Annotated in this window: 26 protein-coding genes; 12 read left to right on the top strand and 14 right to left on the bottom strand. The window is 68.5% G+C overall.

Annotated elements, in window-relative coordinates; all coding sequences use genetic code 11:
* Positions 1 to 98 precede the first annotated feature (98 nt).
* The 7 genes from ABH933_RS06720 to pknB all read left to right on the top strand — a co-directional run bounded on the left by ABH933_RS06720 (position 99) and on the right by pknB (position 10,136).
* Positions 99 to 1,496: a DUF3662 and FHA domain-containing protein gene (locus ABH933_RS06720; protein ID WP_429418393.1), complete on the top strand. Its 1,398-nt coding sequence runs from the start codon at positions 99 to 101 to the stop codon at positions 1,494 to 1,496.
* A gap of 186 nt (positions 1,497 to 1,682) precedes the next feature.
* On the top strand, positions 1,683 to 2,150 hold the full coding sequence (locus ABH933_RS06725; protein WP_429418395.1) for an FHA domain-containing protein FhaB/FipA: 468 nt from the start codon (positions 1,683 to 1,685) through the stop codon (positions 2,148 to 2,150).
* Entirely contained in the window at positions 2,147 to 3,649 is a 1,503-nt protein-coding gene (locus ABH933_RS06730) for a protein phosphatase 2C domain-containing protein (protein ID WP_429418397.1), read from the top strand. Before ABH933_RS06725 ends, ABH933_RS06730 begins: the two co-directional genes overlap by 4 nt.
* Complete coding sequence (locus ABH933_RS06735; RefSeq protein WP_429418399.1) at positions 3,649 to 5,130, top strand: FtsW/RodA/SpoVE family cell cycle protein; 1,482 nt, start codon at positions 3,649 to 3,651, stop codon at positions 5,128 to 5,130. Before ABH933_RS06730 ends, ABH933_RS06735 begins: the two co-directional genes overlap by 1 nt.
* Positions 5,127 to 6,590, top strand: a complete 1,464-nt coding sequence (locus tag ABH933_RS06740) for a peptidoglycan D,D-transpeptidase FtsI family protein (protein WP_429418401.1) — start codon at positions 5,127 to 5,129, stop codon at positions 6,588 to 6,590. The genes ABH933_RS06735 and ABH933_RS06740 overlap by 4 nt, the downstream gene beginning before the upstream one ends.
* A gap of 31 nt (positions 6,591 to 6,621) precedes the next feature.
* Positions 6,622 to 8,235, top strand: a complete 1,614-nt coding sequence (locus tag ABH933_RS06745) for a protein kinase domain-containing protein (protein WP_429418402.1) — start codon at positions 6,622 to 6,624, stop codon at positions 8,233 to 8,235.
* Entirely contained in the window at positions 8,232 to 10,136 is a 1,905-nt protein-coding gene (gene pknB, locus ABH933_RS06750; protein WP_429418404.1) for a Stk1 family PASTA domain-containing Ser/Thr kinase, read from the top strand. Before ABH933_RS06745 ends, pknB begins: the two co-directional genes overlap by 4 nt.
* A 2-nt stretch (positions 10,137 to 10,138) precedes the next feature.
* Here pknB and ABH933_RS06755 read toward each other — a convergent pair whose 3' ends face one another.
* Genes ABH933_RS06755 through ABH933_RS06765 form a run of 3 tightly spaced genes read right to left on the bottom strand, consistent with a single transcriptional unit; the run spans position 10,139 to position 11,983 of the window.
* Complete coding sequence (locus tag ABH933_RS06755) at positions 10,139 to 10,624, bottom strand: deaminase (protein WP_429418406.1); 486 nt, start codon at positions 10,622 to 10,624, stop codon at positions 10,139 to 10,141.
* A complete protein-coding gene (locus tag ABH933_RS06760; protein WP_429418407.1) occupies positions 10,614 to 11,321 on the bottom strand; it encodes a RibD family protein in 708 nt (235 codons plus the stop codon). The genes ABH933_RS06755 and ABH933_RS06760 overlap by 11 nt, the downstream gene beginning before the upstream one ends.
* Positions 11,322 to 11,344: 23 nt before the next feature.
* Positions 11,345 to 11,983, bottom strand: a complete 639-nt coding sequence (locus ABH933_RS06765) for an aminodeoxychorismate/anthranilate synthase component II (RefSeq protein WP_215915023.1) — start codon at positions 11,981 to 11,983, stop codon at positions 11,345 to 11,347.
* A 172-nt stretch (positions 11,984 to 12,155) separates the two neighbouring features.
* Here ABH933_RS06765 and crgA point away from each other — a divergent pair, with 172 nt between their 5' ends.
* On the top strand, positions 12,156 to 12,419 hold the full coding sequence (gene crgA / locus ABH933_RS06770; protein WP_215915022.1) for a cell division protein CrgA: 264 nt from the start codon (positions 12,156 to 12,158) through the stop codon (positions 12,417 to 12,419).
* Positions 12,420 to 12,582: 163 nt separating this feature from the next.
* Complete coding sequence (locus ABH933_RS06775; protein WP_429418410.1) at positions 12,583 to 13,029, top strand: PH domain-containing protein; 447 nt, start codon at positions 12,583 to 12,585, stop codon at positions 13,027 to 13,029.
* 7 nt (positions 13,030 to 13,036) lie between these two features.
* Here ABH933_RS06775 and ABH933_RS06780 read toward each other — a convergent pair whose 3' ends face one another.
* From ABH933_RS06780 to ABH933_RS06805, 6 genes are all read right to left on the bottom strand, one after another.
* Complete coding sequence (locus ABH933_RS06780; RefSeq protein WP_429418412.1) at positions 13,037 to 13,909, bottom strand: rhomboid family intramembrane serine protease; 873 nt, start codon at positions 13,907 to 13,909, stop codon at positions 13,037 to 13,039.
* A 23-nt stretch (positions 13,910 to 13,932) separates the two neighbouring features.
* The gene (locus ABH933_RS06785; RefSeq protein ID WP_308166199.1) at positions 13,933 to 14,463 is read right to left on the bottom strand and encodes a peptidylprolyl isomerase; all 531 of its coding nucleotides are present in this window, start codon (positions 14,461 to 14,463) and stop codon (positions 13,933 to 13,935) included.
* Positions 14,464 to 14,644: 181 nt separating this feature from the next.
* Positions 14,645 to 14,839, bottom strand: coding sequence for a hypothetical protein (locus ABH933_RS06790; protein WP_429418414.1), 195 nt, complete (start codon positions 14,837 to 14,839; stop codon positions 14,645 to 14,647).
* Positions 14,840 to 14,903: 64 nt separating this feature from the next.
* Positions 14,904 to 15,740: an ABC transporter permease gene (locus ABH933_RS06795; RefSeq protein WP_429418416.1), complete on the bottom strand. Its 837-nt coding sequence runs from the start codon at positions 15,738 to 15,740 to the stop codon at positions 14,904 to 14,906.
* Complete coding sequence (locus ABH933_RS06800) at positions 15,737 to 16,732, bottom strand: ATP-binding cassette domain-containing protein (RefSeq protein ID WP_429419198.1); 996 nt, start codon at positions 16,730 to 16,732, stop codon at positions 15,737 to 15,739. Before ABH933_RS06800 ends, ABH933_RS06795 begins: the two co-directional genes overlap by 4 nt.
* A 723-nt stretch (positions 16,733 to 17,455) precedes the next feature.
* The gene (locus tag ABH933_RS06805; RefSeq protein WP_429418418.1) at positions 17,456 to 18,508 is read right to left on the bottom strand and encodes an adenylate/guanylate cyclase domain-containing protein; all 1,053 of its coding nucleotides are present in this window, start codon (positions 18,506 to 18,508) and stop codon (positions 17,456 to 17,458) included.
* Between the two features lie 149 nt (positions 18,509 to 18,657).
* Between ABH933_RS06805 and ABH933_RS06810 the strand changes: the two genes are divergently transcribed.
* The 3 genes from ABH933_RS06810 to ABH933_RS06820 all read left to right on the top strand — a co-directional run bounded on the left by ABH933_RS06810 (position 18,658) and on the right by ABH933_RS06820 (position 20,933).
* Positions 18,658 to 19,563, top strand: a complete 906-nt coding sequence (locus tag ABH933_RS06810; protein ID WP_429418420.1) for a LysR substrate-binding domain-containing protein — start codon at positions 18,658 to 18,660, stop codon at positions 19,561 to 19,563.
* A gap of 33 nt (positions 19,564 to 19,596) precedes the next feature.
* On the top strand, positions 19,597 to 19,899 hold the full coding sequence (gene dmpI / locus ABH933_RS06815; RefSeq protein WP_429418421.1) for a 4-oxalocrotonate tautomerase DmpI: 303 nt from the start codon (positions 19,597 to 19,599) through the stop codon (positions 19,897 to 19,899).
* 218 nt (positions 19,900 to 20,117) lie between these two features.
* Positions 20,118 to 20,933, top strand: coding sequence for an alpha/beta fold hydrolase (locus ABH933_RS06820; RefSeq protein WP_429418423.1), 816 nt, complete (start codon positions 20,118 to 20,120; stop codon positions 20,931 to 20,933).
* Between the two features lie 70 nt (positions 20,934 to 21,003).
* Here the strand turns inward: ABH933_RS06820 and ABH933_RS06825 are convergent, their stop codons facing one another.
* From ABH933_RS06825 to ABH933_RS06845, 5 genes are read right to left on the bottom strand one after another with little or no spacing between them, the layout of a single operon-like run.
* Positions 21,004 to 21,447, bottom strand: coding sequence for a Fur family transcriptional regulator (locus ABH933_RS06825; protein WP_429418425.1), 444 nt, complete (start codon positions 21,445 to 21,447; stop codon positions 21,004 to 21,006).
* On the bottom strand, positions 21,419 to 22,273 hold the full coding sequence (locus ABH933_RS06830; protein WP_429418427.1) for a metal ABC transporter permease: 855 nt from the start codon (positions 22,271 to 22,273) through the stop codon (positions 21,419 to 21,421). Before ABH933_RS06830 ends, ABH933_RS06825 begins: the two co-directional genes overlap by 29 nt.
* Positions 22,270 to 23,184: a metal ABC transporter permease gene (locus ABH933_RS06835; RefSeq protein ID WP_429418429.1), complete on the bottom strand. Its 915-nt coding sequence runs from the start codon at positions 23,182 to 23,184 to the stop codon at positions 22,270 to 22,272. Before ABH933_RS06835 ends, ABH933_RS06830 begins: the two co-directional genes overlap by 4 nt.
* Complete coding sequence (locus ABH933_RS06840) at positions 23,181 to 24,083, bottom strand: metal ABC transporter ATP-binding protein (protein ID WP_429418431.1); 903 nt, start codon at positions 24,081 to 24,083, stop codon at positions 23,181 to 23,183. Before ABH933_RS06840 ends, ABH933_RS06835 begins: the two co-directional genes overlap by 4 nt.
* A gap of 9 nt (positions 24,084 to 24,092) precedes the next feature.
* Positions 24,093 to 25,031: a metal ABC transporter solute-binding protein, Zn/Mn family gene (locus ABH933_RS06845; protein ID WP_429418433.1), complete on the bottom strand. Its 939-nt coding sequence runs from the start codon at positions 25,029 to 25,031 to the stop codon at positions 24,093 to 24,095.
* Positions 25,032 to 25,080: the final 49 nt, after the last annotated feature.

The following is a 25,080-nucleotide window of genomic DNA, read 5'->3' on the forward strand; positions in this document are numbered from 1 at the left end:
ATGCAATGACCGTGTCCGAACGTCGACACGCCCTACCGGCGTGTCGCGAATCCTGAACAGACGACCGACGCACACGCATACCGAAGGGAGGGCCGGCTGTGGGGATAGTGACCAGGTTCGAACGGCGCCTGAAGGATGCCGTCGGCGACGGCTTCGCCCGTGTCTTCGGTGGCAGTGTCGTCCCCCAGGAGGTGGAGGCGGCACTGCAGCGTGAGGCTTCCGATCGGGTCACCGAACTCGACGGCGGCCATCTGCTGGCCCCCAACAGCTACACCATCACCATCAACGCGGCGGACCTGCGGCAACTCGATGCCGACCATGACCTCACCACCCGGGCGTTCGCCAAACATCTGCAGGAATACATCCGCGATCAAGGGTGGCAGACCTACGGTGATGTGCATGTCGAATTCGAACCATCCCCTACGCTGCACACCGGGCAGTTCAGGACACGCGGACGGGTAGACCCGGACGCGGGCCGTCGCGAACAGACGGTCCGCGGTCCATCTCCCGGCCGTTCCGGACCGCCCCGACAACGAACCGCACACCCGCAACCAGGAGCTGGCCCCATGACGCAGAACTCAGGCTACGACCCCAGCCGTGAGCCCGCGGAGTCCGATCCACGCAACCGCGGGTACGCGCCGCCGCCCGCGGGCCGCCCGGGTCAGCAGGGCTACGACGAATACGGCCAGCAGGGCGGGTACCAGGCTCCCGCGGGTGGCGGATATCAGGCGCCGGGCGGCGGCGACTACGGCGAGTACCAGAACGGCCACGACTACCAGCAGAGCGGCTACGGCCAGCAGGGTGGCTACGAGCAGCACGGCGGGTACGAGCAGCAGGGCGGGTACGGCCAGCACGGCGGGTACGAGCAGCAGGGCGGCTACGGCCAGCAGCAGCAGGGCTACGGCGACCAGGCGTACGGCCAGCAGCAGGGGTACAGCGACCAGGCGTACGGCCAGCAGGGCTACGAGCAGCAGGGCGGCCACGGCCAGCAGCAGGCGTACGGTCAGGCCCCCGGCGGGTACGACCAGGGCTACGCCCAGTCCCCCGGCGGGTACGAGCAGGGCGGCTACGGGCAACAGCAGGGCTACGGCCAGCAGGGGTACGAGCAGCAGGGCGGGTACGGCCAGCAGCAGGGCTACGGCCAGCAGGGCGGTGCCCAGGGGGGCGGCTACGGCGCGCCCGCACAGGCCGCTCCCGCGGGCGGGTCGAGCTATTCGGCCACTCTCCAGCTCGACGACGGCAGCGGGCGCACCTATCAGCTCCGCGAGGGCAGCAACATCATCGGACGCGGCCAGGACGCACACTTCCGGCTCCCCGATACCGGCGTGTCCCGCCGCCACATCGAGGTCCGGTGGGACGGTCAGGTCGCGATGCTCTCGGACCTCGGATCGACCAACGGAACGCTGGTCAACGGGTCGCCGGTGCAAGATTGGCAGCTCGCCGACGGCGATATCATCCGCGCCGGACATTCCGAGATCCTGATCCGGATCGTCTGATCCCGTAAGCTCGCCGATACAGATCACGTTATGGCGCGAAATCCTCGCCCGTATCGTGATCGCAACCGGTCATCGGCCCTATGATGCTGCCAGCCCTCGCCCCGGCAGCAGGTCCGTGCTGACCCAGCAGGCCGGTTGGGGGACAAGGCGTCGTACTCGACTCGGTCGAACAGGAGGTGGAGCACCGTGCAGGGACTGATCCTGCAACTGACCCGTGCGGGGTTCCTACTGTTGTTGTGGCTGTTCGTATGGGCGGTGCTCCGTACCCTGCGCAGCGACATCTACGCGGCATCCGGCATCCGGATCCAGCCCCGGGCCGCACGCGGTTCCGCGGTGCTGCCTTCCTTCAGCCGTGGCCAGAAGGGCGCCAAGTATCTAGTGGTGACTCAAGGTTCACTCGCCGGCACTCGAATCACACTCGGCACGCAGCCGGTGCTCATCGGGCGTGCCGACGATTCCACGCTGGTACTCACCGACGACTATGCCTCCACCAGGCATGCTCGGCTCTCGCCGCGCGGCGACGACTGGTACGTCGAAGATCTAGGATCCACCAATGGGACGTACCTCGACCGCGCGAAAGTCACTACCCCCGTGCGGGTTCCGCTCGGGTCCCCCGTCCGTGTCGGTAAGACAGTGATCGAGCTGCGATCGTGACCCTTGTTCTCCGTTACGCGGCGCGCAGCGACCGCGGTCTCGTTCGAGGTAACAACGAGGATTCCGTCTACGCGGGCGCGCGCCTGCTGGCGCTCGCCGACGGCATGGGCGGCCACGCCGCCGGCGAGGTGGCCTCCCAGCTGATGATCGCCGCCCTGGCCCATCTCGACGACGACGAGCCCGGCGACGATCTGCTGGGCAAGCTCGACCGGGCGGTGCACTCGGGCAATGCCGCCATCGCGGATCAGGTCGAGGAAGAGCCCGAACTGGACGGCATGGGCACGACGCTCACCGCAATCCTGTTCGCGGGCAAGAAACTCGGCCTCGCGCATATCGGCGATTCGCGCGCCTACATGTTCCGCGACGACGTGCTGACCCAGATCACCCGCGACGACACGTTTGTGCAGTCACTGGTCGACGAGGGCCGCATCACCGCCGAGCAGGCGCACACCCACCCGCAGCGATCGCTGATCATGCGGGCGCTGACCGGCAACGAGATCGATCCCACACTGACCATGCGCGAGGCGCGCGCGGGCGATCGCTACCTGCTCTGCTCGGACGGCCTGTCCGATGTGGTCAGCGACGAAACCATCGCGAATACGTTGCGCGAGGGCAATACCGACGAGTCCGCGGACCGGCTCATCGAGCTCGCCCTGCGCAGCGGTGGCCCCGACAATGTCACGGTCGTCGTCGCCGATGTCATCGACCTGGACTACGGCCAGAGCCACCCGATCGTGGCCGGCGCCGCCTCCGGCGAGGACGAGGACACCCCGCCCCCGAATACGGCAGCCGGACGCGCGGCGGCGATGCGCCCTCCGCGCGCGGCGCCGCGGCGGCCCGCGGTGGCCCCGGAACCACCGGAGCCGCGTAAGAGTCACAAGCTCCGCTGGATCCTGCTGACGCTGGCGCTGATCGCCGCCGTGGTGGTCGGACTCGTGGTGGGCTACAAGATGATTCGCAACAACTACTACGTCGGCGCCGATAACGGCAACGTGGTTATTGTGCGCGGGCTGCCCGGATCGGTGCTCGGATATTCCATCCATGACGTGGATCAGCTCGCCTGCGTGCAGCGCGACGGCCAGGTGGGCCTGGCGAGCCCGGGAGCGGACTTCCCGGACGGATGCCGGCAACTCCAGGTCGCCGATCTGCAGCAGACCGGACGCGACAAGGTGAACAGCGGCCTGCCCCCCGGCGCGCTGGATGATGCGCACCGCCAGCTGGACAAGCTCGCCCAGCAGGATCTGTTGCCCGCCTGCACGACCACCGTCCCGGTCTCGACGCCGCCGTCGAGCACTCCCACCGCCGCCTCGCCCACGCCCACCGCTCCCGGCGGCGCCCCGGGCAGCACCGGCACGCCCGGCACTTCCGCCGCTCCAATTCCCGCCAGCAGCGATGCCCGGCCCAGTATTCCCGGACCGGCCAGCGCCGTACCCGCCCCGCCGACGACCACGTCGTCGGTCCCGCAAACCCCGGGGGAGAACTGCAGGAAGGCGGACTGATGTCCGCACCGGCACCGCCATCCGCGGGGGCCTTCCCCAGCCCCCCGGGCGGGTTCGCCCCCGCTCCCCCGCCCTCGACCCGTCGCAATATCGAACTATTGCTGCTGGTGGTCGCTGTCGTCATCACGATGGTGGCGATGGTGCTGGTGGAGGCGAGTCTGGACCAGCGGCTCTCCTGGGAGCTGGCCAAACTCGGCCTGTCCTACCTGGCCCTGGTCGGGGTCGCCCATCTGGCGGTGCGCCGGTTCGCCTCGTTCGCCGATCCGCTGCTGCTACCGATCGCGGCGCTGCTGAACGGGCTGGGCCTGGTGCTGATTCACCGCCTGGACCTGGCCGGTCCGCCGACCGTCGGCGGCAGCGACGCCGACCACCAGATGCTCTGGACCGCCGGCGCGGTCCTGGTGTTCGCCGCGGTGCTGGTGGTGGTGCGCGACTACCGCACCCTGGCCCGATACAACTACACGCTCGGACTGATCGGCGCGGCCGCACTCCTGGTTCCAGCCGTGCTGCCCGAGAGGTATTCGGAGACGAACGGGGCCAAGATCTGGCTGCGGCTGCCCGGATTCACGGTGCAGCCGGGCGAATTCGCGAAGGTGCTGCTGGTCGTCTTCGTCGCGGCATTGCTGGTGGCCAAGCGCGATCTGTTCACCGCCGCCGGACGCCGCGCGTTCGGGGTGGAGCTGCCGCGCCCGCGCGACCTCGGTCCGATCCTGCTGGTCTGGGTCGTCTGCGTCGGCGTGCTGGCGTTCGAGCGGGATCTGGGTGTGAGCCTGCTGATCTTCGCAACCGTGCTGGCGCTGCTGTACATCGCGACCGAGCGGGTGGGCTGGCTGGTCACCGGCGGAGCACTGCTGATCCTCGGACTTGCCTTCGCCTACAACACATTCGGGTTCATGCGGACCCTGGTGCACACGTGGCTCGACCCGTTTGCGGTGTACAACAGCACCGGCTACCGGATCGCCCAGTCGCTGTTCGGGCTGGCGACCGGCGGCCTGGCGGGCACGGGCCTGGGCAGCGGGCGCCCCGATCAGGTGCCCTTCGCCAAGACCGACTTCATCGTCGCCACCGCCGGTGAGGAGCTGGGCCTGATCGGGCTGGCGGCGATCCTGCTGCTGTTCACCGTATTCGTCGTGCGCGGGCTGCGCACCGCACTCGCGGTGCGGGACAGCTTCGGCAAGCTGCTGGCGGCCGGGCTGGCGTTCACCATCGCGGCACAGGTGTTCCTGGTCGTCGGCGGTGTGACCAAACTGATCCCGCTCTCGGGCCTGGCCACCCCGTTCGTCTCCTACGGTGGCTCGGCGCTGCTGGCCAATTACGCGCTGCTGGCACTGCTGATCCGGATCTCCGACTCCGCGCGCGCCCCCGCGCCGGTCCGCAAGCGCGAGCCCGCACCCACCGAGGTGTTCGGCGCGGTGAAAACACAGATCATCAAACCGGACAAGACCGACTTGATCCGCCTGGCTGAGGGGGAACCGGCATGAACACACCACTGCGCCGCGTCGCCATGGCCGTGCTGGTGATGATCGTCGCGCTGCTGCTGAACGCCACCTACGTCCAGGTGATCAAGGCCGACAGCCTGCGCAGCGATCCCCGCAACTCGCGTGTGCTGCTGGACGAGTACTCCCGCCAGCGCGGGCAGATCTCCGCCTCGGGCACGGTGCTGGCCAGCTCGGTCGCCACCGACGACCGCTACAAGTACCTGCGCACCTACCCCACCGATCCGGCAGCGTACGCGCCGGTGACCGGGTTCTATTCGATGCAGTACGGGCGCACCGGACTCGAGCTCGCCGAGGATTCGGTGCTCAACGGATCGGACAGCAAGTTGTTCGGCCGCAGGCTGATCGACCTCATCTCCGGTCGCGATCCGCGCGGCGGCAATGTGGTCACCACGATCAACCCGATCATGCAGAAGGTGGCCTACGACCAGTTGACCAGCAACGGCTACACCGGTTCGGTGGTCGCCATCGAGCCGAGCACCGGCCGCATCCTGGCCATGGTGTCCACCCCGAGCTACGACCCGAACCAGCTGGCCTCGCACGACGGCGCCGCCAGCACCAAGGCGTGGGACCAGCTCAGCTCGGACCAGAAGCAGCCGCTGCTGAATCGCGCGATCTCGCAGACCTATCCGCCCGGATCCTCGTTCAAGGTGATCACCTCGGCCGCGGCGCTGGAGTCGGGCATCCAGACCACCGACCAGTTCTCCGCCGACCCGCGAATCACGTTGCCCGACACCAACACCACGCTGGAGAACTTCGACGGCGAGCACTGCGGCAACGGCGCCACCGCGACGATGGAGCTGGCCTTCGCCCTATCCTGCAACACCGCCTTCGCGCAGATCGGCATGAAGGTGGGCGCGGCCAAACTCAAGGACACCGCGGCGGCATTCGGCATCGGCACCCACTCGGGCATTCCGCTGCCGGTGGCCGACAGCACGGTCGGCACGATTCCGGACCAGGCCTCGCTCGCCCAGAGCAGCATCGGCCAGCGCGACGTGGCGATCACCCCGCTCGACGACGCGGTCGTCGCGGCCACCGTCGCCAACGGCGGCGTGCGGATGGAACCGCACCTGATCGATCAGACCCAGGGGCCCGACCTGAGCGAGTTGTCCCGGACCAAGCCGGTGGCGGCCGGTCAGGCGATCAACCCGCAGGTGGCCTCGACGCTGACGAACATGATGATCGACTCGGAAAAGAACACCTTCCAGGGCAATACGACCCCCTTCCAGATCGCCTCCAAGACCGGTACCGCCGAACACGGCGCGGATCCGGGCACGACTCCGGCGCACTGCTGGTACATCGGCTTCGCCCCGGCGCAGAACCCGAAGATCGCGATCGCTGTCGTCGTCGAGAACGGTGGCAACATGGGACTGCGGGGCACCGGCGGATTCGTGGCATCCCCCATCGCACGAGCCGTGCTCGAGGCCGGTCTGCAGGGGGGCTGAACGTTATGAAACAGAGCCTACGGGGGCTGGAATGCTGACCAATGGTGCGCTGATCGCGGACCGCTACAGACTTCAACGCTTGATCGCCACCGGCGGCATGGGCCAGGTATGGGAGGCGCTGGACACGGTGCTGGACCGCCGGGTGGCCGTGAAGGTACTCAAGGCGGAGTTCTCGGCCGATCCGACGTTCCGGCTCCGGTTCCGCACCGAGGCCAAGACGACCGCGCAGCTCAATCACCCGGGCATCGCCGGCATCTACGACTACGGCGAGACCATGGACCCGCAGGGCGGCGAACTCGCCTACCTGGTCATGGAATTGGTGCAGGGGGAACCGCTGAACGCGGTACTGAACCGGCTCGGGCGGCTGTCTGTCGTGCAGGGGCTGGACATGCTCGAGCAGACCAGCCGCGCGCTCGAGGTCGCCCATGCCGCCGGCGTCGTGCATCGCGACGTGAAGCCCGGCAATATCCTGGTGACCCCGACCGGCCAGGTGAAGATCACCGATTTCGGCATCGCCAAGGCCGTGGACGCCTCGCCGGTGACCAAGACCGGCATGGTGATGGGCACCGCCCAGTACATCGCGCCCGAACAGGCGACCGGCGAGGACGCCACCTCCTCCAGCGACGTGTACTCGCTGGGTGTCGTCGGCTACGAGGCCCTCGCCGGGCAGCGGCCGTTCACCGGCGACGGCGCGTTGACCGTCGCGATGAAGCACGTGCGCGACACCCCGCCGCCGATGCCGTCGGATCTACCGCCCAATGTGCGCGAGCTGATCGAGATCACCATGGCCAAGGATCCGGCGCGGCGTTATCGCAGCGGCGGGGAGTTCGCCGACGCGGTGGCCGCGGTGCGGGCGGGCCGGCGTCCGCCGACGCCGCGCAGCATGCCCGGCGGACCGCTCCCGACCGGTGCGGCACGGGTGTTGCCGCCGACGGGCGCGACCACCGTGCTGCCCCGCGACTACGACCGCGATTACGACCGCGACTACGACGACGAATTCGACGACGACGCACGCTATTCCGCCCGTCCGCCCGGGGCCACCACGGGCCTGCCCGGCGGCCGCGGCACCGTTCCGCCCGGTACCCGGGCCGCCGCCGGCCTGGACGACGAGCCCGGGCTGAGCCGGGCGGCCAAGGCGATGATCGGCCTCGGGGTCGGCGCCGTGCTGCTCGGCGGCGCCGCGGCGTGGGTGCTGTTGAGCGGGCATCCGCCGCAGAATTCCGTGACTCCCTCGGTGCGGACGTTCACCTCGACCGTCGCCCCGACGACCACCACGACCGCACCGCCGACCACCACCGAAACGACGACCACGAGGCGGTACGTGCCGCCTGCGGTCACCACGACCACCACAGCCCCGCCCACGACGACCACGACGCCGTCGGCGACCACCACCCCCTCCGAGACGACCACCGAGGATTCGACCACCCCGACAACTACCCGCAAACACCGTCCGGGTGTACCGCCATGGGCCACGGGTGACCAGACTTACCCCACCTGGGAACTACCATATCCAGGGGTTCCGGGCGCCAACGGAACGAGCAGCGAGAACACCCCGGGTCGGTACGGGCAGGGCCCGTACGGCCCCTACACGCACGGCCAATACAACAACAGCGCCCCAGCTACCTCCTCGCAAGGAACGCCATGACCACCCCGAAGAATCTGTCTTCTCGCTATGAGCTTGGCGAGATCATCGGATTCGGCGGTATGTCCGAGGTCCACAGGGCCCGGGACGAACGGCTGGGCCGCGATGTCGCCATCAAGGTGTTGCGCGCGGATCTGGCTCGCGACCCGACGTTCTATCTGCGGTTCAAGCGGGAGGCGCAGAACGCCGCGGCGCTGAACCATCCGGCGATCGTCGCGGTCTACGACACCGGCGAGGCGGAGGTCGACGGCGGGCCGTTGCCCTACATCGTGATGGAGTACGTCGACGGCGACACCCTGCGCGACATCGTGCGCGGCAAGGGACCCATGGCGCCGCGGCGCGCCATGGAAGTCATCGCCGATGTCTGTGCGGCACTGGATTTCAGCCACAAGAACGGCATCGTGCACCGCGACATGAAGCCGGCCAACATCATGATCAACCGCCACGGCGCGGTGAAGGTGATGGACTTCGGCATCGCCCGCGCGATCGCGGACGGCGCGAATTCGATGACCCAGACCGCGGCGGTGATCGGTACCGCACAATATCTTTCGCCCGAGCAGGCCAGGGGCGAACAGGTCGACGCGCGCTCGGACGTGTATTCGGTCGGCTGCGTGCTCTACGAAATCCTCACCGGCGAACCGCCTTTCACCGGCGATTCCCCGGTGGCGGTGGCCTATCAGCACGTGCGCGAGGATCCCCAGCTGCCCTCGCACGTGCACCCGGGAGTGCCGCGCGAGCTGGATTCGGTCGTGCTCAAGGCGATGAGCAAGAACCCGGCCAACCGGTACCAGACCGCGGCCGAGATGCGCGCCGACCTCATCCGGGTGCTCGGCGGGCAGAGGCCGCAGGCGCCCATGGTGATGACCGAGGAGGACCGCAGCACCCTGCTGGGCAGCGTCGACGCGCAGCCGCGCTACCGCGGCGGCGACCGCGACAGCGATACCGCCGAACATGAGGCCGTCGGTTCGCGGGACCCGCGCCGCACGCTGCTGATCGGCGCGGTCGGGGCGGGCATCGTGGTGGTGCTGGTCGCGCTGTACTGGGTGTTGTTCGGCCCGGACGGCAGCTTCAATCAGGCGACCGTCCCCGACATGACGGGCAGGGCCGCCTCGCAGGCGGTCAACCAGCTGCAGAAGGCCGGTTTCTCCGTCGCGACCCAGGACCGGGCCGACAGCAAGATGGCCACCGGCAACGTCATCTCCACCCAGCCCTCGGGCGGCACCCGGGCGCCCAAGGGCAGCACCGTAACCGTGCAGGTCTCCTCCGGACCGGCCCAGATCCCCGTGCCGCGGCTGGCGCAGCTCACCCAGCAGCAGGCCGAGCAGCAGCTCAACGCCCTCGGCCTGCGGCTGGATCCGAATGTCGGCCACGACGCGTCCAGCGTCGACGACAAGGACAAGGTGGTGAACCAGAATCCGCCGGAGGGCAGCAAGATCGACTCCGGCGCCGCGGTCACCATCTCCCTGGGCAAGGGTCCGGACCAGGTGCGCGTGCCGCAGGTGGTCGGGCAGTCGATCAGTGTCGCGCAACCCAACCTGACCGACAGCGCCGGATTCAAGATTGTCGTGCAGCAGGTGCCGTCCCCCCGACCCAAGGGCGAGGTGATCGCGACCAACCCCTCGGGCGGATCGATGGCCGACAAGGGTTCGACCGTGACGGTGCAGGTGTCGGGCGGCGATCAGATCGCGATGCCGGACCTGAACGGGATGACGCCCGTGCAGGCGGTGGACGCGCTGCATGCGGCGGGCTGGACCGGTGGCGCGGGGCAGATCGTCCAGTCCACCCAGGGCACCTTCGACGCCGGGAACGTCGGGCGAATCGTGGATCAGCAGCCCAAGTCGGGCACCTCGGTCGGAAAGACCGCGACGATCACGATCGTGACCGGAGTGCTCGGCCCGCCCTAGCCTCAGCTCAGCACGAGGTGGCGGTTCATGGACATGGCCTCGTCGGCCATGTCCACCAGTTCGACCACCTCGATGCCGTGATCGCGCAGCTTCTCCACCCCCACGCAGTCGGCGACGAAGGTGGCCGGCTCGCGCCACGCGATGACGACACGGCGGATGCCCGCCGCCAGGATGCGATCGGTGCACGGCGCGCGATCCACCGACGCGCGCTGCGAGCAGGGTTCGAGCGTGCTGTAGATGGTGGCGTGTGCGAGACGGGGATCGTCACCGAGCTTGTCCAGGGCGGACTCCTCCGCGTGCACCTTCTCGTCGGTCTCGCGGGAAAACCCGTGTGCCAGTTCGATATCATCCGCCCCGACGATGACCGCGCCGACCGAGAACGCGGTCGGGCTCTTCGGGCACAACCGCGCCAGGCCGATCGCGTGCCGCATCCACTGGCGATCCTGGTTCAACTCATCCGCCTCTCCGAGCACCGAGTCAGTTCGCACGTCGAGGATTCTCGTCCGCTGGCGGGTCGACGCGCCGGGGTAGGTAGCGCAGCAGGGCGACGTCACCGATCCGCGCGACGTCGGCCAATTCCATTCTGCGCCGTGAGCCACCGGGATAGGTGGCGGGATGCAGAAACCGGGGCGCGTCCGGATCCCCGACCAGTAGGGGCGCGACGGCCAGCAGTAGCTCGTCGGCAAGGTCTTGGGACAGGAACGCGGTGTGGATCCAGCCGCCGCCCTCGACCATCAGGCGGCCGATGCCGCGGCGGCCGAGGTCGTCCAGGAGCGCACCGAAATCCACCGTCGCGCCGAGGGATACGACCTCGGCAAGTCCGGACAGAGTGCGTCCCAGGCGCACCGCGCCGGCGTCGGTGGTGTAGACGAGTTTGTCGCCGCCGCCGTGCCAGACCCGCAGCTCCGGATCCAGCTCGCCGCTCGCGCTGATCGTGACCTTGAGCGGGTGCTCGGGTCTTCCGTCGGCCACCCGCCGCTCACGCCGGGCCGGGCTCGAGATCAGCAGGCGTGGGTTGTCGCGGCGCAGGGTCCGCGCGCCGACGAGGATCGCATCGGAGTCCGCGCGCGCCGCGTCGACGCGGTCGAAGTCCTCCGGATTGGACAGCAGCAGCCGATCGGGGCTCGCGTCGTCGAGATAGCCGTCGACGCTGACCGCCGCGGACAGCAGAACATGGGGGCGCACGGTATGAATCACACCACGGCCACTCAGACCAGGGCGGCGACCTCGGCCTCCAGCGTTTCGATCAACCCCTCCGAAGGCCGGGCACCGCAGACCTCCAGCCAGTTGGCGAGCATCCGGTGCCCGCCCTGGGTGAGCACCGATTCGGGATGGAACTGGACCCCGTGGATGGGCAGGGTGCGGTGCCGCATCGCCATCACGATCCCCGAGTCGGTGCGTCCGAGCACCTCGATCTCCTCGGGCAGCGTCTCCTCGAGCACGGTGAGCGAGTGATAGCGGGTCGCGGTGAAGGGGTCCGGCAGGCCCGCGAGCACGCCTTCGCCGGTGTGGAACACCGAGCTGGTCTTGCCGTGCAGCAGTTCGGGCGCACGGGTGACGGTGGCGCCGAATGCCTCCCCGATCGCCTGATGCCCCAGGCACACCCCGAGCAGCGGCACCTCGTGGCGGGCACAGGCGCGCACCAGGTCGATGCTGGCGCCCGCGCGATCGGGCGTGCCGGGACCGGGGCTGATCAACAGGCCGTCGAACGCGGTGACGACGCTGTCCACATCCGCCAGTTGCGCGTCGTCGTTGCGCCACACGATCGCCTCGACGCCCAGCTGCCCCAGATACTGGACCAGGTTGAACACGAAGCTGTCGTAATTGTCGACGACCAGAACACGCATAACCGAAAGCGTACGGGGTGGCCCGCCACGCCGTCGCGGGGAATACCCGGGAGGCATGATGACAACGGTCCGGGACGCGCACGAATACCCAGCTGAGATAGCCTGAGTACAGACCGGCAGCGCCGGGCGCGCGCCCCCGCCGGTACACCTGTACCCCGAATACGAGGACGTCATGCCCAAGTCGAAGGTCCGCAAGAAGACCGATTACACGATCAACCCCGCCAGCCGCACCCCGGTGAAGATCAAGGGCGGACCGTCCCCGGTCTGGTATGTCGTGATCATGCTCGGTTTCATGCTGGCCGGGCTCGCCTGGTTGCTGGTGTACTACCTGGCCAACGACAAGATCAGCTGGATGGCCAACCTCAACGCCTGGAACTTCCTGATCGGGTTCGGACTCATGGTCATCGGCCTGGTCATGACGATGCGCTGGCGCTGAATCGATCAGACCGGGTCATTACATCCGTGTCATTCATACACACCTGTGGATGAGCCTGTGGACAACTCGAGGAGCGAGTGGGGACTGTGACCGAGCGCAGCGAGGGAACCATCAGCCCGGCACGGCCTGGCACAGCGGAGCCGAGCGCCAGCGAGGCGCAGCTGTGACTTCCGAGCCCGTATCCCGGCTGCAATGGTCCACCCCGCCGCTCGCGCTGGCCGCGTCGGGCGCGGGCGGGATCGCGCTGGCGGCCGCGGCCATGCTCGCCGACGACGCGCCGAGCCGGCTGCTGGTCGGGATTGCGGCCGTGCTGTTGCTGGCGCTGGCCGCCCTGGGCCTGCGGCAACGCCCGCGCCTGACCATCGTCCCCGGTGAGCGGCCTGAGCTGATCGTGCGCGGCCTGCTCGGGGCGACGCACTATCCACGGGAGCGAATCGTGCGGGCCCGCGTGGTGAGTTTCCGCCGTCTCGGCCGCAAGGTGCCGAATCTCGAGCTCGACATCGACCACCACGGTGAGGACCGGCTGCTCATCTTCGGTCGCTGGGACCTCGGCACTCATCCACAGGACGTGCTGGACGCGCTCGTCGCCCACGGCCTGGCCGTGGTCTGAGCCGGACTCACGAACCGATCGCCGCCGGCGCCACTCCGATGAGCACGATCGCGAGCACCGCGACGAGCGCCAGGGCGGCCCAACCGATGCGCACGCCCATCTCCTGCGTGCTCGCCCGCAACCACCGCGGCACATACAACAGGCCCGCGGTCGCCAGGGTGCCCGCGGCCAGTCCGCCGAGATGTCCCCACAGCGAGATTCCGGGCACCGACACGCTGATGATGAGGTTGATCGCGATCACCACCAGCAGTTGAGCTGGACTGCGCCGCAGCCGCAGCAGCACCACGGTCAGCGCGCCGAACAGGCCGAAGATCGCGCCGGAGGCGCCCGCGGTCGCGGTGTTCGAGTGTGCGAACCACATGACCGAGGCCGCGCCGCCGAGCATCGAGATCAAATAGATCGCCAGGTAGCGCGAGCGGCCCAGCACCGTTTCCGCGTCGCGGCCGAGCACGTACAGCGCGAACATGTTGACGGCCAGGTGCACCGGGCCGTAGTGGAGGAAGGCGCTGCCCACCACCCGGATCCACTGTCCGTGCCCGACCACCTGCGGTACCAGCACCCAGTCGTAGAACAGCGTGGAGTAGCTGTTGCGGGACAGGCTGTGCGCCTGCGCGACGGTGACCGCGAAGACCGCGACATTCAGCGCGATCAGCGCGTAGGTCACATACGGCGTGGGCCGCGTGGCCACCGCGGCGCCGGTCGGGGTGCGCGCCTGACGCGTGTCGCGCTGGCCCTGTGCCACACATTCCACGCACTGCTGACCGACGGCGGCCTGCTGCAGGCAGTCGGGACAGGCCGGCCGCCCGCACCGAGTGCACGCCAAACCGGTGACCCGATCGGGATGGCGGAAACAGGTCGGCGCGGGCGGTTGAGGGTTCACGAAACTCCGTGTGCTTCTTGCGGTTACTGACTCAGTGTGATGCCGGAGATGACGACCGGATCCTTGGGTCGATCGTTGCGGTCGACCGCCGTGGTGCCGATGGAATCCACGACCTTGCGCGAATCCGGGTCGACGACCTCACCGAAGATGGTGTGCTTGCGGTTCAGGTGCGGCTGCGCGCCGACCGTGATGAAGAACTGCGACCCGTTCGTCCCGGGTCCGGCGTTCGCCATGGCCAGCAGGTAGCCGCGGTCGAAGCGCAGTTCGGGGTGGAACTCGTCGCCGAATTCGTACCCCGGGCCGCCGCGGCCGGTGCCGGTGGGATCGCCGCCCTGGATCATGAACCCATCGATCACACGGTGGAAGACGCTGCCGTCGTAGAACGGGCCGCTGGTGCCCTTGCTCGCATTCTGCGTCGAATACGGGGCGGAGCCATCGGCGAGGCCGATGAAGTTGCGCACCGTCTTCGGAGCGTGGTTACCGAAAAGCGAGATCTTGATATCGCCGTGGTTCGTGTGCAGCGTTGCCACGGAGGTCTGATTCGGTGAAGTCACGCCGAACATGGTGGCATACCCGCCTCTCCGCGCCTCTGCGTACCAGCGAGTGGCGCGAGATCTGATTTGCGGACCGGCGGTGGGTGGCCAACTCGAGTTCTGGGTGTGCCCGACCGAATGCCCATATATTCATTGCCGCGCGGTGCAGGACGGTGCATCACAGGACCCGAAGAGGTTTGCGTTAAGACTGGACTGCGCGGTGGGGGCTCACACCGTTGGTGGAGTAGCCCAGGCGCGGGGGCTCCTGGGCCGGCGCCGGGAGTTGCGGGCGGCGCGTGAGCGCCCGCCATGCGGAGCCGCCCGCGGCGGCGATCACGACTGCGATGATCAACCGGTTGCGCAACCGGCCGGACTTGCCAGAGGTCCCCAACTGCATGCGACCACTGTGTCACAGCCGCGCAGTTCGTGCAGTATTCACAGGTCAGCGCGGGCGGGCCGGATCACCTGCTGACCGCGCGCCTGAACTGTCGCAGCGAGAGCGGAATGAAGACCGCCAGCAACACCACCACCCAGATCAGCGTGGTGATCACGGGATGCCGCATCGACCACACATCGGAGGTCGGCATGAGCGGGCTGGTGTTGCCGAACAGGTCGCGGGTGGCCTGGGTGACCGCCGAGACGGGATTCCAGTCGGCGAAAACCCGTAGCGGCGTGGGCAATTCGCGGCTCGGCACGAAGGTGTTGGCGATGAAGGTGAGCGGGAAGATCACCACGAAGCTGGCATTGTTGAAGACCTCCGGGGCCCGCACCAGCAGGCCGACCACGGCCATCATCCACGACACCGCGTAGGCGAACAGCAACAGCAGCACATAGCCGAGCACCCCGTCCAGCAGTGACCCGCGAATTCGCCAGCCGATCAACAGGCCCGTCACCGACATCACCACCAGGCTGACCACGTTGATCACCACATCGGCGACCGTGCGCCCGACCAGCACCGCCGCGGGCGCCATGGGCAGCGAGCGGAACCGGTCGATGATGCCCTTCTGCATGTCCTCGGCCAGGCTGGATCCCGTGAACGTCGCGCCGAAAACCGCTGTCTGGGCGAAGATTCCGGCGATCAGGAACTCGCGGTACGAGGTGCCCTGGAGTTTGATCGCCGAGCCGAAGATGAAGGCGAACAGCAGCACGAACATGATCGGCGACAGGGTCGAGAAGACCAGCACGTCGGGCACCCGGCGGATCTTGATGACGTTGCGCTTGGTGATCGTCACGCAGTCGCTGACCAGCATGGTCAGCCGCGCGAGCGGCGTCGGCTCATCGATGACGAGTGAGCTCATCGCAGCTGTCCTTCCGTGGCATTTTCCAGTGCGCGATCGCCGTTGACCAGCTCCTGCACATCGTGTCCGGTGAGGGTGAGGAAGACATCGTCGAGCGACGGACGCCGCAGGCCGACATCGTGAATCGTGACCTCATGGGCGGTCAGGCGCCCGATCGCGTCGACCAGCGCGGCCGAGCCGTCGCTGACCGGAACCGTGATGCGGCGCAGGCCCGGTTCCAGGTGGATCTCCCCGACCGCCAGACCTGCCAGGGCCTGCTGCGCGACCCCGAGGCTGTCCACACGGTCGACGGTGAGTTCGATGCGATCGCCGCCGACGCGGGTCTTGAGCTCGTCGGCGGTGCCGCGGGCGATGACCCGGCCGTGGTCGATCACCGCGATCGCATCGGCCAGCCGGTCCGCCTCCTCCATGTACTGGGTGGTGAGCAGCAGCGTGGTGCCGCTCGCGACCAGCTCCTCGATGACGTCCCACAGATCCATCCGGGCGCGCGGATCCAGCCCGGTGGTCGGCTCGTCCAGGAACAGCACCGGCGGGTTGGCGACCAGGGCCCCGGCCAGATCCAGGCGGCGGCGCATGCCGCCGGAGTAGCCCTTGACCGGGCGGTCCGCGGCATCGGCGAGCCGGAACCTGTCCAGTAGCTCGCGGGCGCGCTGCTTACTGCGGGCCACGCCGAGGTGATAGAGCCGCCCGACCATCTCGAGATTCTCGAATCCGGTGAGGTATTCGTCGACGGCCGCGTATTGGCCGGAGGCGCCGATATGGGATCGCAGCCGCTGCGGCTCGCGCATCACATCGATCCCGGCGACCGTGGCGCGGCCGGCGTCGGGGACGAGCAGTGTCGTCAACACGCGGACGGTGGTGGTCTTGCCGGCGCCGTTGGGGCCCAGGAGGGCGGTCACGGTGCCCTCGGGCACCGTGAGATCGAGTCCGTCGAGGGCGACCAGACGGCCGTACTTCTTGATCAGACCCTCGGCAATGATGGCGTCGGGCATGACACTCCTGACGTGGGTGACGGTCATGTGACGAATGGTTTTCGCGGCCAAGTATTGCCCAGACCACCGACAAGTTCGCCCGAATAATGCCGCCACCTGCGGCGTGAGGATCGGCGTGAGGATCACGGGGCCGCGGAGTTGTCCCGGACACAGGGAGGCCGCATCCCGGGGGTCCGGCGGGTGCTCGGGGGTGCCGGCGGGATGCGGCCGATGCAATCGTCGCTCGCGCACGGGTCTACGGGCACGAGTAACGCACTACCCGGGTCTGCCGCGAGGCGGTACTCGGCCGGCCCGCCGACCTCCTACCCTGACACGCCCGGGCGTCCATCCAGCGGGAAATCCTCGGCGCCGAATCGTGGCCTATATCGCATATCAACCGATCGATGGCAATCGTGAGGCACACCTCATATGATGCCAATCCGTGGCATAACTATTTGCACGGCAACATCTTTCACATGAAACTATCGCCATTCAAGATCGCTAGCTAATGTAGCGCTACCGCAGCGGCAGGCCCGCCGGCAAAACTTTCCGAAAAGTGGCGGCCCTCATACGTACACAATCACGAATCGTCGCGTAGGATCATTCACGTCGGCCCCTCCCCCCCGGGCCGACCCTACGCGGGCCTCGGCAAACTCCCCCCCTTCGCCGAGGCCCGCTCCTAATTTTCGGGTAGGTTCTCCCGAGGCGGCCCGCCACGATGGGCGGGCCCCGGCGAGGCAGCCCTCAGTAGTAGTACTCGACATCTTCCGTGTGATCCGTCGCGCGCCGCAGCACATGCGAGCGCAGCCGGTCGATGCCCCGCACGTGCACGCTGCGCAGGTGCCGCATCGCGAATTCCGGCTCCCCGTCCAGCTGCGCCGCGGCGCCGTCATCGATCAGCACCGTCCTGGGCCGGGCCACGCCGGTCAATCGCGCCGCGACGTTCACCGTCGATCCGTACAGGTCCCCGAAACGCTGCAGCACCACCCCGTACGCGAGGCCGACCCGCAGCTCGGGCATCGTCGTGGCGTCGGACTCGCCGCGCCTGGTCTGCGCCGCCGCGTCCCGCTGGATGTCCAACCCGATGCGGGCACCCACCGCCGCCGTCTCGGCGGCGAACATCACCTCATCGCCGACGTTCTTGATCACCCACCCACCGTTCGCGGTGATGGCGGCCGTGGTCACCGCCTCGAAGGTCTCGAGCAGCTCGGACAGCTCCTCGGCGATCAGGTGCCGGGTCAGGCGGGTGTAGCCGACCATATCGGCGAAGCCCACCGCCAGTTCCCGGGTGATGTCGGCGGGGCCGCCCAGCGCCCGCTCGAGGGCGGCGGCCAGATGCCGCCGCCACGCATAGGCCTGCAGGCGCTGCAGGGTCGTGACCACCTCCTCGGTGGCCTCCCGCGCGACGACCTCGGTGTCCGCCCCCGGATCCTGCGCGGTGATCGACTCGATCCGGTTCGCGATCTCCTCGACCACCAGATCGACCTGCCACTCCGCCAGCCGCGCCATCGACTGGCCCATGGTGCGCACCGCGGCGGACTGCTTACGCGCGTCGTCCGTCGCCAGCGCTTCCAGGCTGTGGAAGTCCCGCAGCGCGGTCAGATCGCCCTCGGCGTACTCGATGGCCGCATCGTCCGGATCGGCCGCGAAGCCGAGCGAAACCCACAGGCGCCGAGACACATCCCGCGGCACCTCGGCATCACGGCGCAGATCGGCCCGGCTGTACTTGCGCGGGCCGCCCAGCAGATACGGCTCGACGACCGACTGCATCAGCCTCGACAACTCCGCCTGGTCCATGGTCAACGACGATACGGCGCGAAGCGGGCACAGGGCCCCCGCACTGTGCTGTGTCACAACCCACAGATCCCCCGCGCGACGGGCCGAGCAGGGACGATGCGCGCCGGTGATGGTTGTATGGGCCGAAGCGAGATCGAGGAGTCCGAGCCGTGGAACTGCGCCAGTTGCGCTACTTCGTCACCGTCGCCGAGGAATTGCACTTCGGCCGGGCGGCCGAGCGGCTGCACATCGCCCAGCCCGCGGTCAGCCAGCAGGTGCGGCGGCTGGAACGGGAACTGAAGGTGCAGCTGCTGGACCGGTCCCCGCGCCGGGTCCGGCTCACCGAGGCCGGACAGCGATTCCTGCCCGCCGCGCGGTCGGTCCTCGCGGCCGCCGACGCCGCGCGCGCCACGGTGGCCGAGCTGGCCGGCGGGCGCGCGGAGGTGCTGCGGCTGGGCACGATCACCGGCCTGGGCGAGCGGCTGGACGCGATCCTGGACGGCCTGGCCGATCGACTCCCCCGGCTGCAGGTCGAACTCATCTCGCTGCCGGTGCACGAACGGCTGGCGCAGGTATCCGACGGGCGGCTCGACGCGGCCTTCCTGCGCTCGCCCTCCCCGCAGGACAGTCCCGAGCTGGAATTCCTTGCCGCCTGGGACGATCCACTGGTAGTGGCGCTGCCCGCCCGGCATCCCCTGGCACGGCAGGACTCGGTCACACTGGCGGACCTGGCGGCCCTGCCGCTGCGGCTGACCGAGCGGCGTAACCATCCGGCGCTGGTGGATCTGGTGCTGACCGCGTGCCAGCGCGCGGGATTCGAACCGATACCGGCGCAGGCATCGAGCACCCTGCAGGACACCCTGGCCGCCATCGGCACCGGAACTCCCATGTGGACGGTGGTGTACGCGGCCAATGCCCACCCGGCGGCGAACTCGCGAGTGGTGTTCCGGCCGTTCGAACCGGGCCTGTCGCTGCCCATCGGGGTAGCCGTGCGCAAGGGCGCGTCGACCCCGCAGCTCGCCCTGGTGCGCAAGCTTCTCGAACAGGGCAATTCCCAAGTCCATCAGGGACGATAACGAATCCTTATCCCTGCGCGAACGGACTGCCCATTGGTCGGCCACCGGTTCTGCGGTGAACTGTTCTCAGGCCGCCGGAACACCCCGGCGAACCGGCCAAAGAGCCGGAAAAGCCTGTATCCCAACGGAATTCACCAGGAGACAGTCATGCCCATCGTTACCGTTCAGCAGGGTCCGCGCACCATCGAGCTCAAGCGCGATCTGGTTCGCCGGATCACCGACGCGTTCGTCGATGCCCTGCAGATTCCCGCCGAGGCCGTGCAGGTCTGGATCCAGGAGGTGCCCACCGACAGCTGGGCCATCGGCGGGGAGTTGACCGCGGACAAGAAGAAGTAGGTCCGGGGCCGTTCGGTCCGCCGCGGTCCAGGTTTCACGCACCACCCGCGGCAGGCCGTGCGGCGCCGCCGATCTCGCGCGATCGCCCCACACGGCTCACATGCGCCACCGCTCGACGCCGTCGGCCGCAGCAGGAATAACCAGCGGTTCCGCACTGTCGAATACACCCGGGAGCCGGTCCACCGTCCCACCCCAACGATCGAATGTGGAGATCTCCCATGCCTTTTGCGCCCGTCACCCTGAGCAACGGTGAGAGCAACGTCGAGTACCTCGTCGCCGGAACCGGTCCAGCCGTAGTCTTGGTGCACGGCACCTTCGCTACCAACGAGGGGAACTACGAACCCCTCATCGCGGAGCTCGCCGACCGCTTCACGGTCATCGCGCCGAACTACGCCGGATCCGGCGCGACCACCGCGCCCGATCGGGTGAACGTCGACGACCTGGCCGATCAGGTCCTTGCGGCGGCCGATCACGCCGGCGCCGAAACCTTTCACCTGGCCGGTCATTCGCTGGGCGCCGTCACCGCCGCAAACCTGGCCGCGCGCTACCCGGATCGGGTGGACTCCCTTGTGCTGCACGCCCCCTGGGCCGCTACCGATGCCCGTGGACGCACCCAGTTCGAGCTCTGGACTTCTCTGCTGCGCACCGATAAGCGCCTGCTCGCCCAGCTGATCACGCTCACCGCGCTGCGCCCGGAGGTCACCTCGTCCTGGACCGCGGAGGAATACGCGGCGAACGTCGACTACTTCACGAGCATCCTCGAACCCGCCCAGTCGGTGCAGGCCGATGTCGACCGCGAGGTCGACATCCGCGCCCTGCTGCCGCTGATCACCGCTCCCACACTGGTTCTGGCCAGCGGACAGGACCAGATTGTGCCCATCGCGGACCAGCGCGAGGTGGCCCAGGCGATCTCCGGTGCCGAATACCGGGAATTCGACGCCGGTCACGGGTTGCCCGCGGAGGACGGTCCGGGCTTCGTCGAGGCGATCGCCGGGTTCTTCGATCGGCAGGCCGCCCGAGTCGCGGTGTCCTGACCCGGTTTCTATGACATTGTGCCGACGGATTTATCCACAACTGTCCCGTGATGCCTGTGGATAAATCCGATCACTCCCCCTCGGACCCGACCGCACAGTCCGGACAGGTGCCGTAGAGGTCGATGTGATGGCTCACATCGGTATATCGATAGTGCGCGGCGATGTGCTCGGTGGCGTGCTCGAGGTCGGCGTGCGTGAAACGCTCGGCACGACCGCAGATTCGGCACAGCAGGTTGTGGTGATGCTCGCTGCCGCCGCGGATCCGATAGAGGACCTCCCCATCCTCGGCGCGCTGCGTCTCCACCAGGTGCTGCTCGGTGAGCCGGTGCAGGATGCGGTAGACGCTGGTCAGCCCGATGCGAATGGTAGCGCCGGAGTGCAATTCGGCGTGCAGCTGCTGAGCGCTGCGAAAACGATCGTTGCGCCGCAGCACATCCAGCACCACGCGCTGCCGCACCGTGGTGCGGTAGCGCTCGGGCCGGCGCTCAGCCGACGAGCGATCCGGTGCGGACATGGAGGTTTCGGTAGCGACGGAACAGATCCACCGCGACGGCCGCGAGATAGCATGCCGCCGCGACGGACATGATGGTGAAACTGGCCGGCGCGGCGGGTATCGCATACGACAGCGCGACTCCCGCCCACACCGCGGCGACGGCCAGCACGGCCGAGACCCAGAATGCCCGCCAGGGCCGCGCGGTCAGCCGCGCGGCGGCGGCAGGTGGGGCGGCCAGCAGGCCGAGAACGACCACGGCACCGACGATTTGGGTGGCCTCGGCGACGGCGACCCCCACCAGCCCGAGGAACACCGCGCCCACGCCCCGGACCGGAACGCCCGCCGCGCGGGCCACGATCGGATCGATGGTCGCGAACAGCAGCGGCCGCGCGATCACCAGCAGCACCGCGACCGCACCCGCCGCGATCAGCGCGGCGGTCGTCGCGGCCGCAGAACTGATCCCGAAGATGCTGCCGAACAGGACATTCACGTTCGCGGTGGAATTTCCGGTGGCCCGATGCGTGGTGTACAGGGTCAGGAACAACGCGCCCAGGCCCAGCACCCACGAGAAGAACGACCCGATCGCGACATCGCCGACGCCGCCCCGGGCGCCGGTCACCCCGAGCGCGATCGCCACCACCACGCAGGTGGCGAAAAGCCCTATCCGCAGGTTGAATCCGGCCGCGAGCGCCGCCATCGCCCCGGTATAGGCCACGTGTCCCAGCGCGTCGCCGGCGAACACCTCGCCCCGCTGGACAACGAAAAAGCCGGCCAGCCCGCACAGGATCGCCACGGCGGTCCCGGCGATCAGCGCGTACTGGATGAAGGGATGCGACAGCATACTCATGACGAGACCGCCTCTCGCGCGGCGACTTGCGGCATCGGATGTGGCGCGCGCGCTCGCAGCCGGTCCACCGCCGCGCGGTATCCGGCACACGCCAGATAGGCGGCAAAGGCGAACGTGCTCACCCAGAATCCGATCGGATACGGCGTGAAGTACGCGAATCCCATTCCGGCCCAGGTGGCCACGAGCGCGATGCCCACCGATATCGCGACCCCGTACCCGGGACGACCGGTGAGCTGATGCGCGGCGGCCCCCGGGGCCACCAGCAGCGCGAAGACCAGCAGGCTGCCGGTGACCTGGCTGGTGCCCGCCGCCGCGATTCCGAGCAGCAGCAGGAACAGCACCCCGACGAGCCGCACCGGAACCCCCTGCGCCCCGGCGGTTTCGGGATCGATTGAGGCCCACAGCAGCCGCCTGCCGATCAGCAGCAGCACCAGCAGGCAGGGCACCGCGGCAATCAGGAGCACCAGCACCTGCTGATCGGTGACGCCGTCAATGGTGCCGAACAGCAGGTTGGTCAGCCCGGACAGAAAGCCCTTGTACAGGCTCACGAACAGCATCCCGGCGGCCAGCGCGAGGGCCTGCACGATGCCGATGACCGCGGACCGCTCCCCACCACCGTGCATCCGGACCGATGCCGGGACCGCGGCGAACACCAGCGCAGCACCGATGCAGGCCGCGAAATAGCCGTACCCGGAGGCGAATCCGAGCCAGGTGGCCGCGGCCGCGCCCGGGAATCCGATCATCGCCAGGGTGTGCCCGGCGAAGCTCTCGCGGCGCAGCACCATCACCCAGCCCACCGCCCCGGCCACGACGGCGACGATCGTGCCCGCGCGTACCGCGTTGACCATGAACGGATAGGTCAGCAGCTGGCGGATGTCGTCCGCCAGATTCCAGGTGGCCACGGGGTTCACGGCGTCATCCCCGGTACGGCGGCAGCGTTGGCGATGCCGTGGCCCGCCGGTACGTCGGGCTGCCCGACGACGACCAGTCGTCCGGCGCTGTCCCGCAGCACCTCGATCGGAATGCCGTACAGGGCAGTGAGTTTCTCCCCGGTGATGATGTCCTCCGGGCTGCCGCTCACCGCCGCGCCGCGCGCGACATAGACGACCCGGTCCAGATACGGCAGGATCGGGTTCACGTCGTGGGCAACCATCATCACCGCCACCCGTTCGTGGTGGCAAATGTCCCGGATCAGCGCGCTGATGCCCGCCTGGCTGGGCACATCGAGGCTGTCCAGCGGCTCGTCCAGCAGCAGCAGACGCGGACGCCGGATGAGCGCCTGGGCGATCAGCAGGCGCTGCTGCTCGCCGCCGGAGCACTGCCCGATCGGACGATGCGCGTACGCCTCGGCGCCGACCAGCTCGATGACTTCGTGCACCCGCTGCTGCCGCGCCCGGAACCGTTCGGGGGAAACGATTTTCGACAACCACGGCATCGGGGTGCCCCAGCGTGCGCCGTCCAGGCCCAGGCTCACGATGTCGATGCCGCGTATGCGCACGCCCGCATCGAAGGCGCGCCGCTGCGGCAGGTATCCGATGCCGGTATTGCGGCGTCCGGGCGGTGCGCCCAGCACCTCTACCGTGCCATCGGGAGTCGAGGTGAGCCCGAGCACCGCGCGCAACAGTGTGGATTTCCCAGCGCCGTTGGGTCCGAGCACCGCGACGAACTGCCCCGGACGCACCGCGAGCGAGACGTGCGACCAGATCTGCCTGCCGCCGACCACCGCCGCAGCGCCGTTCATGCGGACCACGGGGTCGTCGGAAGGCGTTGTGGCGGAAGTGATCCCGTTCGACGCGGTACTCGTCTCCATGGCAGTCACCTACCTGCCGGTCGCCTGGTGCAGCGCGTCCTCGAGCGCCGACAGCTGGCCCGTCTGCCAGTCCTGGAACGACGCGTTCGCGGGCGCGAGGGTCTCGGTCACGGTGGAGACCGGGATGCCTTGCTTCTTCGCGGCGTCGACCTGAGCCTGCACGTCCGGGGTGCTGTTCTGGCTGTTGAAGACGTAGACCTTGATGGCCTTGGCCGCGATCTGCTGATCGATGGTGGACTTGTCCGCCGGGGACGGGTCGGTGCCCTCGCTGATCGCCTTCAGGAATTCCGCGGGCGTGAGCAGGTTCAGGCCGAGCGCGTCCGAGAGCGGGGCGAAGATCGATTCACTGGCGCCGACCGGGGTGCCCGCGTACTTCTGCTTGATGTCGGAGACCAGGCTGTTGTACTTGCCGAGGCTCTCGGTCAGGAAGTGCTGCCGCTGCTGATCGAAGTAGGACGAGTCGGCCGGATCGGCCTTCTTGTAATCGCCGGTGATGGTGTCGACGACCTTCGCGACCGAGGCGGGCGAATACCACTGGTGCGGGTTGCCGTCGTCGGGCACGCCCACCACCTTGCCCACCGTGATCTCGGTGCGGCCGGCGCCGGGATTGGCGGCCAGCAGCTTGTCGGCCCAGGCGTCGTAGCCGATTCCGTTCTCCACCACCACCTTCGCGTTCGCGAAGGTGCGGGCGTCGGCCGGGGTCGGCTCGTAGGAGTGCGGATCGGTGTCCGGATTGGTGATGATGCTGGTCTCGTGGATCTTGTCGCCGCCAAGCTGCGCCGCGATGCTGCCCCAGGCGTTGATCGTCGCCACCACCTCGAGCTTGCCGCCCGACGGAGCCGACTGCGAGGAGGCGCCGCCACTGCTGCACGCCGTCGCGATCGCGGCCAGCGCCGCCGCCCCCATCGCCACACCGATCACACGCTTGCCGTAACCCGGACCGCTCATCGTGCTTACCTCATCAGATCTTGAAACTGGAAACCGTTATCATTAACAA

The organism is Nocardia sp. GP40, assembly GCF_050434125.1.
Classification (GTDB): Bacteria; Actinomycetota; Actinomycetes; order Mycobacteriales; family Mycobacteriaceae; genus Nocardia; species Nocardia albiluteola.

What these genes read in the sequence shown, in the direction of transcription:
- pknB (WP_429418404.1), top strand. Translation starts at nt 8,232, where the DNA reads ATGACCACCCCGAAGAATCTGTCTTCTCGCTATGAGCTTGGCGAGATC.
- ABH933_RS06845 (WP_429418433.1), bottom strand. Translation starts at nt 25,031, where the DNA reads ATGAGCGGTCCGGGTTACGGCAAGCGTGTGATCGGTGTGGCGATGGGG.
- ABH933_RS06790 (WP_429418414.1), bottom strand. Translation starts at nt 14,839, where the DNA reads ATGCAGTTGGGGACCTCTGGCAAGTCCGGCCGGTTGCGCAACCGGTTG.
- ABH933_RS06800 (WP_429419198.1), bottom strand. Translation starts at nt 16,732, where the DNA reads ATGCCCGACGCCATCATTGCCGAGGGTCTGATCAAGAAGTACGGCCGT.
- ABH933_RS06740 (WP_429418401.1), top strand. Translation starts at nt 5,127, where the DNA reads ATGAACACACCACTGCGCCGCGTCGCCATGGCCGTGCTGGTGATGATC.
- ABH933_RS06805 (WP_429418418.1), bottom strand. Translation starts at nt 18,508, where the DNA reads ATGGACCAGGCGGAGTTGTCGAGGCTGATGCAGTCGGTCGTCGAGCCG.
- ABH933_RS06830 (WP_429418427.1), bottom strand. Translation starts at nt 22,273, where the DNA reads ATGAGTATGCTGTCGCATCCCTTCATCCAGTACGCGCTGATCGCCGGG.
- ABH933_RS06840 (WP_429418431.1), bottom strand. Translation starts at nt 24,083, where the DNA reads ATGGAGACGAGTACCGCGTCGAACGGGATCACTTCCGCCACAACGCCT.
- ABH933_RS06745 (WP_429418402.1), top strand. Translation starts at nt 6,622, where the DNA reads ATGCTGACCAATGGTGCGCTGATCGCGGACCGCTACAGACTTCAACGC.
- ABH933_RS06765 (WP_215915023.1), bottom strand. Translation starts at nt 11,983, where the DNA reads ATGCGTGTTCTGGTCGTCGACAATTACGACAGCTTCGTGTTCAACCTG.
- ABH933_RS06735 (WP_429418399.1), top strand. Translation starts at nt 3,649, where the DNA reads ATGTCCGCACCGGCACCGCCATCCGCGGGGGCCTTCCCCAGCCCCCCG.
- crgA (WP_215915022.1), top strand. Translation starts at nt 12,156, where the DNA reads ATGCCCAAGTCGAAGGTCCGCAAGAAGACCGATTACACGATCAACCCC.
- ABH933_RS06825 (WP_429418425.1), bottom strand. Translation starts at nt 21,447, where the DNA reads ATGTCCGCACCGGATCGCTCGTCGGCTGAGCGCCGGCCCGAGCGCTAC.
- ABH933_RS06820 (WP_429418423.1), top strand. Translation starts at nt 20,118, where the DNA reads ATGCCTTTTGCGCCCGTCACCCTGAGCAACGGTGAGAGCAACGTCGAG.
- ABH933_RS06795 (WP_429418416.1), bottom strand. Translation starts at nt 15,740, where the DNA reads ATGAGCTCACTCGTCATCGATGAGCCGACGCCGCTCGCGCGGCTGACC.